This is a genomic window from Anaerobiospirillum succiniciproducens DSM 6400 (genome assembly GCF_000482845.1).
GTDB lineage: Bacteria > Pseudomonadota > Gammaproteobacteria > Enterobacterales > Succinivibrionaceae > Anaerobiospirillum > Anaerobiospirillum succiniciproducens.
Genome location: NZ_AXWV01000089.1, coordinates 1 through 13,929, shown reverse-complemented (window position 1 = coordinate 13,929; position 13,929 = coordinate 1). Strand labels below are relative to the sequence as shown.

At 41.6% G+C, this 13,929-nt stretch carries 10 protein-coding genes and 1 rRNA gene; all 11 read right to left on the bottom strand.

Translation table 11 applies throughout. The features are described from left to right. Positions 1 to 134, bottom strand: a 16S ribosomal RNA gene (locus H524_RS0110665); the annotation flags it as partial. Between the two features lie 559 nt (positions 135 to 693). Beyond that, positions 694 to 2,007 (bottom strand): AMP-binding protein, encoded by a 1,314-nt coding sequence (locus H524_RS0110660; RefSeq protein WP_027940211.1) that lies wholly within the window; start codon positions 2,005 to 2,007, stop codon positions 694 to 696. Between the two features lie 409 nt (positions 2,008 to 2,416). Then, positions 2,417 to 3,691, bottom strand: coding sequence for an o-succinylbenzoate synthase (locus H524_RS15465; protein WP_052339060.1), 1,275 nt, complete (start codon positions 3,689 to 3,691; stop codon positions 2,417 to 2,419). A gap of 434 nt (positions 3,692 to 4,125) precedes the next feature. Next, positions 4,126 to 4,950, bottom strand: a complete 825-nt coding sequence (gene menB, locus H524_RS0110650) for a 1,4-dihydroxy-2-naphthoyl-CoA synthase (RefSeq protein WP_027940210.1) — start codon at positions 4,948 to 4,950, stop codon at positions 4,126 to 4,128. A gap of 319 nt (positions 4,951 to 5,269) precedes the next feature. Next, positions 5,270 to 7,279: a 2-succinyl-5-enolpyruvyl-6-hydroxy-3-cyclohexene-1-carboxylic-acid synthase gene (menD, locus tag H524_RS15460; RefSeq protein WP_052339059.1), complete on the bottom strand. Its 2,010-nt coding sequence runs from the start codon at positions 7,277 to 7,279 to the stop codon at positions 5,270 to 5,272. Positions 7,280 to 7,587: 308 nt separating this feature from the next. Continuing rightward, positions 7,588 to 8,904, bottom strand: a complete 1,317-nt coding sequence (locus H524_RS15455; RefSeq protein ID WP_156907601.1) for a chorismate-binding protein — start codon at positions 8,902 to 8,904, stop codon at positions 7,588 to 7,590. A gap of 204 nt (positions 8,905 to 9,108) precedes the next feature. Continuing rightward, positions 9,109 to 9,732: a PaaI family thioesterase gene (locus H524_RS15450; RefSeq protein WP_211232170.1), complete on the bottom strand. Its 624-nt coding sequence runs from the start codon at positions 9,730 to 9,732 to the stop codon at positions 9,109 to 9,111. 922 nt (positions 9,733 to 10,654) lie between these two features. Further along, positions 10,655 to 12,256, bottom strand: a complete 1,602-nt coding sequence (locus tag H524_RS16750; RefSeq protein WP_027940209.1) for a dual OB domain-containing protein — start codon at positions 12,254 to 12,256, stop codon at positions 10,655 to 10,657. Further along, entirely contained in the window at positions 12,256 to 12,720 is a 465-nt protein-coding gene (locus tag H524_RS0110625) for a DUF488 domain-containing protein (protein ID WP_027940208.1), read from the bottom strand. Before H524_RS0110625 ends, H524_RS16750 begins: the two co-directional genes overlap by 1 nt. Continuing rightward, on the bottom strand, positions 12,713 to 13,522 hold the full coding sequence (locus H524_RS0110620) for a DUF488 domain-containing protein (RefSeq protein ID WP_027940207.1): 810 nt from the start codon (positions 13,520 to 13,522) through the stop codon (positions 12,713 to 12,715). Before H524_RS0110620 ends, H524_RS0110625 begins: the two co-directional genes overlap by 8 nt. A gap of 223 nt (positions 13,523 to 13,745) precedes the next feature. After that, positions 13,746 to 13,929, bottom strand: a 184-nt coding sequence (locus H524_RS17630; protein ID WP_044122058.1) for a hypothetical protein, incomplete at its 5' end; no start/stop codon positions are given.

Sequence of the window (13,929 nt, the reverse complement as noted above, 5' to 3'; positions counted from 1 at the left end):
CAGATTCCCAAGCCTTACTCACCCGTCCGCCACTCGTCAGCCAAAGAGCAAGCTCTCTGCTGTTACCGTTCGACTTGCATGTATTAGGCCTGCCGCCAGCGTTCAATCTGAGCCATGATCAAACTCTTCACTTTAATGATTCGTTTGAAGTTGTAGCTTTAAACTAAGCTACTAAGTATGTTGGCTAAACTCAAAGTCCTTAACTAAAGAACTCACACAGATTGTCTGTACTTATCAATTTTCAAAGAACTACAAAGCGCTTGGCTTTGTTTACCGAATCGCTTAGTGCGTTTCAGTGATGACGTATTTTAGCGATCCAAAATCTTAGGTCAACACTTTTTTAAAACTTTTTTTAAGCGCGGACTTACTATTCTACTCAAATTCACCTTAAAGACCAGCATATACATCGCATTTTGTGAAGCAAATCACGCTCAAAACTTTTTTCTCTGACCTGCACTTAATATGGTCTTTACAACTTATTTACATGGCCATAAGACCATAAACACATATTCTGATCCTATTAATTTCCATTGCTTATAAGCCAAAATCACCATAGTTAAGATCGCTAGAAGGGACTTTATGGGGCGGCCATATGTGCATTGATCGGATATGTAATCCACTCAAAGCCATATATCTTCGTGTCTTTCAGCCCGTTAACGGGCATCACAACAACGTGGCTATTAGTAGTACGCACTAGGCTGCAGCGATCTTCTTGGCATTGGCGCGATCTGGCTTACCTGTACCAGTTAAAGGCAAGCTCTTCACATAGAGCTTAAGCTTAGGGATGTGGTAGCGATGGAGTTTTGAAAAGAGTGTAGACCATTGTTCATCTGAGATCTCATGCTTAACACCATCTTTGAAGGTATAGAGCAGCACTACGACCTGTCCAAACTTCTCATCGCTCTTTGAGGTAATCATGCATTGCAATTTAGCAAGTGCACTTTGTGCGTCTGCTTTTGCAAAGTCTTCAATGGCTGCATTAAGCTGCTTTTCAACTGTCTCAATCTGTACCTTAACGCCACCTGAGTTAATGACATTATCAAGTCTGCCGATAACCTTGAAATGACCATGCTCATTAAACACCACTACGTCGTTAGTAATTAGTGGCTCGGCGCACACCGACTGAGCATCAATCACTAAACCGCCCTTGTCAGAAAGACTGAGCTTTACTCCCTCAAAAGGCTCATACCAAGAGCTGCCATCATCTTCATAATCGCTAGCATGCTCAGGAACAGAGATTTTCTCTGCATTTGCCACTGAGTCACCATTGCCTGCAGATGATGCCTTGCTTGTGCTCTTATCTAAGCTTACTTGGTTGATACGGCGCAGCGCGATGTGGGAGAGCGTTTCGGTCATGCCGTAAGTGCTCCACACATGATTTGGATAGTCATTGAGGCGAGCGCCTAAATCGGCATCAACCGCACCACCACCAATAATCAGCTCGCGAACTTGGCGGAGTAACTTATCTGAGAGTGGGTCTCTTACACAGTTATAAACCTGCATAGGAATCATGGCCGCAAAAGTTGGCACCACGATATCACTGGCGCTCTTACCTTGAGAGAGCTCTTGTTCATACCAAGCTTGCATTGGATTAGAGCTTGGCTCTGTCACACACAGATTTAAGCGACCAACTAAGGAGCGTACGACCACCATCTTTCCTGCAATATAGGCAAGTGGCATACATAATAAAGCGCCATCACCTGCTTTAAGACCTAAAAATGACAAAGTCATGCATGCAGAGTTCATCATGCGCTCTTTTTCTACCATGAGCTTTTTAGGCGTACCAGTCGAGCCGCTCGTTTGCACCTGCAGAAGATCGCTTGAGTTAAACCACTCCTCTAAGAACTTGGCAACATCGACTAAAAAGCTCTTTTCATCATGCTGCTCAAGCATAGTTTGATGCAGCATAGAGATGGTCTTACCCTCAGGAACTCTACACTGTTCAGCGCTATAAGTAGTGCCGTTAATTGTGATGCTTTGTACCTGACGATCTCTAACAAAATCCATCTTTGCGCCCCGTTCTTTGATACCACCATCATAAAGTGGCCTGAATAAAAGCTAATACGTAATGATTGGCATGCCATTGCAAAAGCAGCGCAGCCTATAGCTCACTTTAACTACAGCTTGCTAAGCTTCGCTTCTTTTGGCCTCATGTATGGCGACTGATAGCGTCGTAGTGATGCTTGCGCAGCTTTCTCTACGGCTGCATAGCCATACGGCAGTGTTTTGTCGATTGCCGCTTGCTGATGTTGATTGCAAGCTTATGCTGGTTGCCGCTTATGTAGGTTGCTGCTTGTGTTGATTGCATGCTTAGGTAGTTTGCTGCTTATGTATACTGCGCTGCTTGAGTCTATGGCGCGACTGACCGTAGCCTTGAGACCAATTACGATCAGTGCTAGTGCCTTATAAGATCTGTTTAGTTAAAGGAGGCGATATGGCTGGCCTCTTTTTGCAAGATCTCACTTAGGTAGTCTGAGTAATTAGCCACTTCATCCATATTAAGATCGCAATTGAGCTTAGCGTCCTTGATGTACATTGGGGTGGCTAAGTTATTGGTATACAAAGCTCCAGTACCTAAACCTTGTGGCATGGATGGATTAAGCATAGCTACCCACTGCGCAATAGCATTAAGTCCAATGGTGGACTCTAAAGCTGAGGTTAACCAGCACTTGATGCCACGTTCTTTGGCGAGAATTAACCACTCTTGAGTGCCCTGAAGACCACCGTGCAAACTTGGCTTAATTACTAAGTATTGAGGTTTGATGGCATCGAGCATGATCTTCTTTTGCTCAAGATCATTAATACCAATCATCTCCTCATCAAGACCAATTGGAATTGGGGTGTTAGCACACAGTTTTGCCATAGCCTCGTATTGTCCAGCCTTAATTGGCTGCTCGATAGAGTGCAAGGTGAATTTGCTTAATTCTTCAAGCTTGGCAGGTGCCTCTTCAGGAGTAAAAGCACCGTTAGCATCTACACGTAGTTCGAGCTCTTGTGGGCTAAATCTTTGACGAATGTAATCGAGCAAAGCAAGTTCTTTATCAAAATCAATAGCTCCAATCTTGAGCTTGATGCATCTAAAGCCTTCTTCAAGCTTGCTCTTAATCCGAGCACCCATGGTCTCAAAGTCGCCCATCCAGATAAGACCATTGATGTAAATGCCTTGTTCATTACGACTAAAAGGACTATCCCAGAGCATCAGATCTGGCCTAATAGCTGAGCTTACTGAACCATAATGAGACGCACCTGCAGCAACAGTTTTGGCGCTAAAGCCTGCTGCAGCTGCAGCTTTATTGGCCTCACTGATGCCAATTAAGCTCTTTAAGTGCGCAATTAAAGTCTCAGCGCCAAACATGGCAGATGGGTAATTTCTAAAAGCGCTTAAATCTGGCTCAAATGCAAGTAACTCGGTAGCTGAGGCGTTATTAGGAATACTTTTAAACAAAGCTGCAAAGAGCTCTTTGAGCTTAGACTCATAAGAGGCGGTACGCTCCTCTTCAGTGTTGCCACCGCAAAGGAAGTCGCAACTTAAATCAGGCAATGGCGCACATTCACCAATAGCCACCTTATCCTCAAATCTAATGGTTGGATACCACACGGTATGAGTGTAGTAAGTTCCACGTGAGGTCATGGCTGGTTCTTTAAACTTAAGGTCGTAGCGGTACAGATCGCCTGATAATTTATAAGACATCACTTCACCCTAGCTAGAAAAACGTGATGACCAAGTATACCGCCAGTTAAGCCAAGCATCGCATCAAGTGCAAATCAAATGCTCAAACTTTTTCACCGCCCATGCGTTTGCCTATCAAAGACCACTTTGAGTAAAACACTATGAACGAGGCTCAGCACTAAAGTACCTGTCTGTGTAGGCACGCCTCTAAGCACTACTAGCAAGCGCTCATACAAAACCGCATCTGTAAAACCAGGCGCTAGTAGTTATATTTGCCCCAAAACACAAAGTGCGTCCGAAGACGCACCTGTTTATTTATCTTAAGTCAGACTACCAAGATCTAGAAAATCTATGATACGTCTAGGCTTAAGCTTGCATGATCACATGCTACAAAGGAATCATGCTGAGTACACTAATCTGTATGAGCATGAGTGCCTTAGCTTAGGATGATATTTTTAAGGGAACTTAGGGTACTTAGACCAATCTGGCTTACGCTTCTCTAAGAATGCCTTGCCACCCTCTTGAGCCTCTTCGGTCATGTAGTAGAGCATGGTAGCGTCACCAGCAAGCTCCTGAATACCTGCCTGACCATCAAGCTCAGCGTTCAGACCAGCCTTGATCATACGCAGTGCCAGAGGGCTGTGTAACATCATGGTCTTGGCCCACTCAACAACCTCATCTTCAAGCTTGTCCAATGGAACTACCTTGTTAACTAAGCCCATCTCTAATGCTTCTTGAGCATTGTACTGACGGCACATGAACCAGATCTCACGAGCCTTCTTTTGGCCAACGCAACGAGCTAAGTATGAAGAACCGAAGCCGGCATCAAAGCTACCAACACGTGGACCAGTCTGACCAAAGATAGCATTCTCAGATGCAATAGAGAGATCGCAAACTACGTGCAGTACGTGACCACCACCAATTGCAAAGCCGTTAACCATAGCGATAACTGGCTTTGGCATGGAGCGAATTTGCTTTTGCACATCTAAAACGTTAAGACGTGGTACGCCATCCTTGCCCACATAGCCGCCATGACCCTTAACGTTCATGTCACCACCAGAGCAGAATGCCTTGTCACCAGCACCGGTTAACACGATCACGTTAATGTCCTGGCACTCACGGCAGTAGTACAGAGCATCGGAGATCTCAGTGGTAGTGGTAGGAGTGAAAGCATTGCGGTAACGAGGACGATTAATGGTGATCTTGGCGATACCCTCAAAGAACTCGAACAAAATGTCCTCATACTCTTTGATGGTCTTCCATTCTCTCTTTTCAGACATATCAATATTCTCTAATGAATAAAATGAAATTCTTATTCCTAAGGTGGTGCTTATAAATAAGAAAAGGAGGTGCTTATAAATAAGCCAATGCACACAAAGTGCAAAAACACATTATTGAGCTTAGGAAATAAACATTCTTAACTTAGCTAACTTTTAAGCATTGCTCTAGTAGCGGCTTATTTGAGCAACCAATCACAACGCATTTAGCTACTCAACTTTGAAAAGGTAAGTTAGCTTGTCTAGACCTTGTCGGTAGTATTTAGCGACCTAATGGTGGTAGCTATCTTAGATAACCTGTTGCACTTGAAGTGCTTAACCATTAGTCAAAGTTTTGTAACCTGTTAATTTGCCTGATCATTTGTATATCACGTTGTATGCTTTGGAGCTCTCGCACAATATGTGCACCAAGATCATATTGCGTTGTCTCTTTGCACTCAGATAAACACTCCTTGAGCATTGCAGCATCGCTTTGAGCTTCAGTAATTACTTCTACAAACTGCGGTGCTTTCAGTTTTGATTTAGAACAAATAGCGTTAATAGCTTTGTTCAAAGAGGTAGTATTTTTGGCTAAATGATATGTAAAGCCACGGCTTTCAGCCCATGCTTGAGCATTGGTCTTATGTTGCGCAGTAACGTACTTCTTTTCTTTATCAGACAGCTTAAGACCAGGAAGAGCATGGAAAATCTCGCCACCGCCATTGTTCAGAAGAACAATACGTACGTTATTGCCAACATAGTCATTCCATAGTGCATTCATATCGTAGAAGAAGCTAAGATCGCCAATTACGATAAAGTTAAGCTTATCTGATGCTGCAGCATAGCCAATGGCTGTAGATAATGATCCCTCGATACCGTTAACGCCTCGATTAGACATCACTTTAATGCGCTTATCAATAACGTCCTCCTCAAAAGGATTATTGAATAATTGCGCATAACGTACAGTAGAGCTGTTTGCCAAATGCACAATGCTTTTTGCAGGAATCTGTTCTAACAATAGTTGCATAGCCTGCATGTGTGAGTAACTGAAATCAGGCTTATCCATAACATGTGTGCAGACTGACATTGAGGCAGTGTACATCATCTGATCTATAATGTTATCTCCATCCAAGTCCAAGGAGTCAATCTCTTCGTGTTTTACTGGATCTAGCCTTTTACCTAGATAAATTTCATGAGCAATGCCTTCAATTGCGCAAGCACGAGTCAGTATGTCTAGGAAATTTGCTGGATCCATTTCAACAACTGTAGTCAAACTCTTAAAGAGATCGATTACTTCACCACCTGCACTTACATGGATGTGGTAAGGTGGATTAGAAGCTCGTAAAAACTTCTTGAGTTGCTTAGAAATAATGTGACCACCAATAGTGATAACTAGTTCTGGACAAGTATCAATAGCGGTGCCAGGAAATTCCTCTAAATACTCACCGTCCTCAGTGAGGCAGTTTGCGATCATCATATCCGGCATGCTTATGGTGTCCATTTTTCTAGGCATGTTAGCTATGCTTTCACACATGATTGCTGTTTGTCTTTCAAGCCAGCCCAATGGTCCAGTAAGCTCAACTTTTCTATCAAAGGTTTTAATGCCGTCAACAGACTGACCAACTACCAGCATGATGCGCTCAAACTTATTAATAGTTTTCGCAAGATGAACTGCATTGTTATCAAACAATGACAGATTAGGATCATCAACTTCAATGTCAAAAGCTTGAGGGCCTTTTTCAAAGTTCTCAATGTACTTGAAGTTTTCAAGATTAAAGCGAGTAATTACGCGCTCATCAGGTAAGTCTGGAGTAGAAAACTCAAAGAAAGGATCAGAGATCGGCACATTGATATGCACTGGGCCTAAGCCATGATGATTAAGAGATAGCAGAGCCTCATTGATCATGCGGTTATTAAACCAGCGATCTTCATCAGACTGCACTTCAACTAAGCCTACTGACTTCTTGACTAATGTCTTAAAGACATTTTCTTGTGGCAGAGTTTGGCCGTCCATCTGACCAATCCATGCAGCTGGACGATCTGCAGAAATCACAAGCAGAGGCACATTTTGATAGAAAGCCTCAGAGACGGCAGCATGCAAACCCAAAAGAGCACTGCCAGAGGTAACCACCACAGCAACTGCTTCTTTACAGTCAGTTTGCAAGCTCAGGCCAATAGCAAAGAAACCTGCTGAACGCTCATCGGTGATCGAGTATGTCTCAAAATCAGGACATTGCAAAATCGATTGCACTAAAGGAATGTCACGGCTGCCAGGACACAGAACACATTTTTTAACGCCGTGGCTACGCATCAAGGCCACCAGCTGCAATACGTTTTGCTTATTTGAGTACATGTAGATCTCCGTATAGCTAAACCATGTTTTCACATGGATTGCTTATGCACTGTACTTACAGTGATTAAGTTGATGGTTATGATACGCCATAGCCTCAATAATCTCACATCACACGCATAAAATTGCCAGGAAGAGCGTGTAAATGAGGCTCTAGCTTATAGAGCAAACTAAAGAGCCACGAGTAAGACTCAAACTTTATGCACAAGCTACAGAGTCATGAGTAAGGCTCAAACTTTATGCGCAATCTAAAGAGTCATGAAAAAGGCTAAATCGTAAGCACAATGACAGTTGAGTTCAAATCAAATGGACTAAGAGTTCTTGAGAGCATCCTGATAGCGATCGTCATTAACTGCAGATAAGATGGTGGCTACCTTGTTAGAACCCTCTTTAAACTCTGAGTTAAGGTCAGACTGACGTAAAATGCCGCCGCCAATGTAGCAAGAGGCAATGGTCTTACTTTGACAAGTATCATCTTTACTTAGCTGCATGCAGCGTAAGTTTACGTACAAGGCACTTTGTCCATCCATATTAAGAGGGCCTAACATGCCGGCATAGTAAGCACGATCATAGCCTTCATTTTCTTGAATGAATTTATATGCCTCAAGCTTTGGCAGTCCACATACTGCAGGTGTCGGATGCAGTGCACCGATAATCTCGCCTAAGCATTGTTGATTGGCAATGCTAAAGGTAAAGTCAGTCTTAAGGTGGCATACAGGGCCAGCAGCTGCACTCTTAGGTCCAGACTTTTCAATACTATCGGAGTAGCGACTTAAGACCTCCTCAATATAGGAAGTTACATAGCCTTGCTCTTCGACGTCTTTAGCTGACCAATCGCTTAATGATGGAATAGCGATAGCTACGTCTTGGCAATTTAAGCCATACTCAACTAAAGCTGCACTTACCTTGCACTTTGAAGTGCTCTCAGAGCAAGCAGAATTTTCAAGACCAAGCTTTTGCCTTAGCTCCTCGCGATAGCATGCTAAGTTCATGGTTCCGGCTAAGGACATGGTTCTAAACTCACGGCCATCGCCTTTAAGAAGGATTTCAGGTGTTGCACCAAACCAAGTGCCAGTTGGCTCAGAATTTACTACCGAGACAGTCATATTTGGATATAAGGCACAGGCTTTAGCAAATGATGAGAATAAGCCAAATGGAGCGTAAGCATACTTCTCACAACGTGAGAGCACGAGCTTATCAAAGAGGCGATCTTTAAGAGCACTGCTAAATCTATTGAACACTGCCTCATAACGCTTAAAAACAACGTCATTGTCTTCAACGCGCTCTTTAAAGCAGAGCTTGTCACCCTGAATCGCTGCAGTCTTTGCATCTAACTTAGCATGGCGCTCAAGTAAGTACTCAATAATTTCAGTATCACCATTAAGTGACTCATCGGCGCGGATGACAACCATCGGATTGCGCTCAGAAATGGCAAAAGGAGCCATCAAGAAGCCTGAGGCAGTGCTTAAATCTTTAAAGTCAGTGATGGACTGAACATCGTTGCCACGCTGCACAATCAAACGTGGTTCTTTGCTCTCTGGCAAACGATAAAGCACGAATGGTACTTTGTTTTGCACCAGATCATCTAAGACTTCATCGCAAGCTAATAAAACACGTGGTTCAGCCACATTAACCTCACTAACAGACAATCAAAAGCCTACAAGACGTTACCGTCATGTTGCCTACAAAAAACTATAAGGCCCAGCGCCTCACAGTTGCGGAAAAGGGTAATCCTTAAGTAGCAAAAATACCCAGGCATCACCTAAACCATCAAAAGAGTGGACAAAGCTGCGCTTGACCCTACCACACCAAACTAAGCTTTAAAGCAACACTTAACTACCTGCTTTAGCCTGAGCTGCAGCTATCTTTTGTAAGTGAGCTGAGCCTTCAGTACCAGTCGGACTGATAATGGTGTTTGTCACTCGAGCTGTCGAGATAAGACGACCATCAAGGGCAGTGATATCCACATTAACCACATGAGTTGTCTTACCAACGTGCAAAGCCGTGGCTGTCACCGTAAGCTTTTCACCTAACTTAGCCATCGAAGTGTGGTTGGCACTCACTGCAGAACCTACAGGGTGAGAGCCTTTTGGACATAGCGCAAATGATGCAAGACCAGCAGCTACCTCAGATAAGGCAAGCGAGGTACCGCCATTTAAAATCCAACCAATTGGAGATGGTCTACATAAATGGTGTCCAAGCGTAACCTCCATAGTTACGCCCTCTTGTTTAAAGCGCTTAATGCTAAAGGACAAGAGTTTAGATAAAGAGTCATAGCCTCTATCTTCACTAAGACCAAAGATAGCCTTATCAAGGTCATAGCCTTTAGTGTGCTCATCAAACTCACAATCAGAACTTACGCAACTAAAGTTGCCCATCTCTTGAGCCAATTGAGCATCATCATGCTCATGCTTAAATTGGGAATCGCACATTAAAGCGTCCTGCCATAAAGTCACAATAAACAGCCGCTACCAAGCTAAAGAGAATGTCACGCCACTAAGCATCATCGCCCGCGCCAAAAAACTAGCCACTAACTAGCCTAAAATGGCTTAAAAAACAAAGCATACACAATGCTCAGACGTAGCAAAGCCTCAGCAAAGCTGATAGCCGTTCGATTATAACATGCTGAAATTTTGATACTTTTGCATTGCTCACAAGCTGACAATCTCGATCAACAAACCCTATCTTTATCAGCTATAAATTGCTTATTTAAGCCATTTAAATGCATTGCATCTAAACCAACCCTGCTGTAAACAATTCTGGCTTACATCCCAAATCGACCCTTTATCGCCAAATACAGCTAAGTTGCACACATCACCACTACTAGACTTATCATAAGCATTTAGTTATCAGTCTTTCCCAAACTCTGACAGAAAACCCATGGTAACTGCTTGAGACTAACTTGACTGTTATATTGCCTCTACGGGCATTCCAAACACTTGTAGCAATTTTAAAGAAAATAGATGATTGATTACAGCTTAAGAAAGCTTCTACATCTTTATGAATTTAACTATAGTCCAGTTTTTGACCATACTAGACCCTAAAAACAATAATTCTCAGTACAGTAAAAGCATATGCCTGTTACGTACAAATAGAAACTCAAACTCATCCTTATAATGAAACTTATCTCAAGGAACTAAATTTGTTCTAGATAAATTGATTATCTTTATTTCTACTATCTGACATTAGGGAGTTGCCATAGTAATTAAGAAACAGCCTATTAAACCCATTCAATATGAAAACAGGGTGCTCTAATAGTATGTCTTTTAAGTATGTAATGGTAACGTTCTACGCTAAAGCCAGCTTTTAGAAGAGCTTAATAGCATTGAGCAGCTGGGTCTATAAAAAGATAATTGTCTTTTATATGCCATTCTTAAATTATAGATACACCTCTTCAAGGTCAGTACTATTACGATTTTTTCTCCTATTGCGGGATCTTCCATAATTTTTCTTTCTTTTTTTTCTATTAGGTTTACTTGCCTTAAAAGAGGCTGACGCTGTTTGCTTCTTCTTATCTTTTGAGTCGTGCTGCTTGCTCGAATTTTTATCATCCTTTGGATCTTCTGGAGTTTTTGAATTTATATTATTTCCATTCCTTGATTGAGAATTATTCTGATTACCTGCTTGGCCAGACGGTCTAGTCAATCCGTTACCGTTATTCTGATTACCTGCTTGGTCAGACGGTCTAGTCAATCCATTACAGTTATTCTGATTACCTGCTTGGTCAGACGGTCTAGTCAATCCGTTACCGTTATTCTGATTACCTGTTTGGTCAGACGGTCTAGTCAATCCGTTACCGTTATTCTGATTATCAGTAGGAGCAAAGGGGTTAGAACACCGATTTGCGGAAGTCTTGTTTTCAGAAGTGGCAAAAGGGTCAGACCATATATCATTGTTATTTAAATTTCCTGAATGGCTTATCTCATCATAATTAGCCTGATAGCTCCTTTGATTTGCTGGATAGCTATTCTGTCCATAATTAGCCTGATAGCTCCTTTGATTTGTTGGATAGCTATTCTGTCCATAGTTAGCATGATAGCCACTTTGATTAGCCGGATAGCTATTCTGTCCATAGTTAGCATGATAGCCACCTTGATTGCCTAAATATCTATTCTGACTATAGTTAGGCGAATAGCCTCTTTGATTAGCCGGATATCTATTCTGTCCATAGTTAGCCTGATAGCCACCTTGATTGCCTAAATATCTATTCTGACTATAGTTAGGCGAATAGCCTCTTTGATTGCCTAAATATCTATTATTCCCATAGCAAGGAGGAGCATTTAAATAACAATTCTCACCAGATTGAATTGCGTTATCTATGAACCTAATCTGACCTGCAGCAAAGACCTTGCTAACAAACTTGTAGCCACGACCAGAGGTCATTCCTGGAGGGATAAAGTCGGCCTCGGTTGGAATCGCAACAACAATTATTGCAAATTCGATTGCGATACACCTGTTATCATTTTGAGCGATAAAGAAATCAGGATCTGTCATTGAAATATTTTCAACATGAATATTTTGACAGGTAAAATTTATTTTATGTTTACCATTATTATTTCTGTAAATATAAATATTATTTACCTTAATCAATGACTCCGAAGGCGTCGCCTGTGCTTTGTGATATTCGTACTCATCATCAGTTAAGTAAGCACGAATAGTATTCCAAAAGCCATGGTAGCCATAGTTATCATAAATTCTATCTAGCTCTGATGCTGGAACTGAACTAACCTTGCGACATGAGAAATTATCTATTGCCCAATTTTCAACCTGGATCCCTAGCGGCACAGGATGCCCGACAAATTCAATTATATCTAATGGATTAGCATTATTAATTTCAGGCCACTGTACTGATCCAGCCACAAAATCATCTCTAACAATACGAATCCATTTGGATGGATTATCTAAATCAATTCCTCCTGGGCACAGCCCTCCTTTCTTGCAGCTTACTGCAAGTAGCAAAACACGCTTTTTTACTTGCATTACAAGTTGCCTCCAAACTTAATATCATCAGAGAACTTCTCTAACAGAAGGTTACTCAGTACACGGCGATGACATTTTTCATTTGTTGGTTCAGAGCATAGCAGTACAACATTTTCGTACTTGCCAAACTCATCCACGAAATTTGAAATTTTGGATTTACTCTCAAGCTGTTCAATATAGGCTGTCTCAAAAAGCTTATAGTCCTTATGCATTGGACTGTCCTTTTCTCTAACCTCTTTCAAAAGCTCTTTTGTAGGTGCTAAATCGGTTCTGTGGCAGTATTTACAACCGTCAGATAGCTCAGATAAGAAGTAAGGAAGGTCCTTTTCAAAAGCAAAACGTGACAGCTGACCATTAGGATTGAGTCGTACATCAACTAAACAATCGATCTTATTGTTCTTTAAAATGCCAAAGAACTCTTGGGCGGTTTTCTGTGTAAAACCAATATTAAATAACTTAATCATAATTATTTAAATTTCCTTTTTTCCAGCCGTGGCGTAAATTCCAAAACCTATCACAGTAATCATTAAGCTTTTCTTGTTGAGTCTCGCCGTAGTAATTATCTAGCACGGAATCTCCAAATAATGACGGTGTTAAAATTTCATCTTTATTGATCTTGAGATTTTTGCAGACATATTTTTCAAGCTCACTATCTAACTGAGACTGGGTAATGAGTTCACTCTTACCTTGTCTCATTACAATATGTCTAACCTCAAGCCAGTCACTAAATTTATTATGTAGAGCCTTGCCAATTAAAAAATAGCGATGGCAATCCATTGGTTGTTTTTCACTACACATTAAGCACAACGTAAAGCCCTTTTCGTAAGCCACCTCTACGCGCTTGAGACCGCTCACAAAAAATTCATCATATCTAAATTTATTAAAATCTACGATCTCATCGGAGCCTTGTAACTCAGTCTTTTCTGGGCGATTGCTTTTGGCTATAGGAAAAACTTCATTTTCAAAAAACACCTCACAAGCCGGAGAGAAAACATCTTGATCTACTTGTGCCTTTGCACCAAGCTCTGGCATGTGCACATATGGAATACCATACTCTTTACCTTTAAGCTTCAAAGAATCTGCGTTGGCATTACGAAATTGGCCTGAGTACGGTACAGATCGAACATCACAAAGATAGTTAACCTGATACTCTTTCAATGTTGCAAATAATCGATCTATATCTAGATTATTAGATCGATCTATATCTAGACCATTAGTGCGCATAAATGACGTATAGCCTATGGTGTACAAGTATTGTTTATCCATTTAATCTTTCTCTTAAATTTGTTGAGGCAACCAATTTATGCAAATTAGCTTGATCAGGTAATCCTGAATTTTTCTAAATTTCGTACAAAGACATCAAAGATATTACCTAAAATATTCTTTCGTGCCAGAAGAGATTCATTCGATTCAACCTCTAAAACGGATAGACATCTTTCCATTGCTACATTACAGTTAATGATGCCGTGTGCATCTGCTATAACACCAGTTACTGGATATCAGTTTGCGCTAGTATAGCTGCCTCTCTTTCAAGAGTTTTGTTGTTCTTTCTGCCTTTAGGACGCCCACGGCCACGCTTTACTGCTACAAGCCCAATGGATTGTTTGAAGGCCTCTCTTTCAAGAGTCTTGTTGTTTTTCCTACCTTTAGGACGACCTGGACCATGCTTAACT

Excerpts from the sequence above, each read along its gene's own strand:
- H524_RS0110660 (WP_027940211.1), bottom strand. The coding sequence starts at position 2,007 with ATGGATTTTGTTAGAGATCGTCAGGTACAAAGCATCACAATTAACGGC.
- H524_RS15465 (WP_052339060.1), bottom strand. The coding sequence starts at position 3,691 with ATGTCTTATAAATTATCAGGCGATCTGTACCGCTACGACCTTAAGTTT.
- menB (WP_027940210.1), bottom strand. The coding sequence starts at position 4,950 with ATGTCTGAAAAGAGAGAATGGAAGACCATCAAAGAGTATGAGGACATT.
- menD (WP_052339059.1), bottom strand. The coding sequence starts at position 7,279 with ATGTACTCAAATAAGCAAAACGTATTGCAGCTGGTGGCCTTGATGCGT.
- H524_RS16750 (WP_027940209.1), bottom strand. The coding sequence starts at position 12,256 with ATGCAAGTAAAAAAGCGTGTTTTGCTACTTGCAGTAAGCTGCAAGAAA.
- H524_RS0110625 (WP_027940208.1), bottom strand. The coding sequence starts at position 12,720 with ATGATTAAGTTATTTAATATTGGTTTTACACAGAAAACCGCCCAAGAG.
- H524_RS0110620 (WP_027940207.1), bottom strand. The coding sequence starts at position 13,522 with ATGGATAAACAATACTTGTACACCATAGGCTATACGTCATTTATGCGC.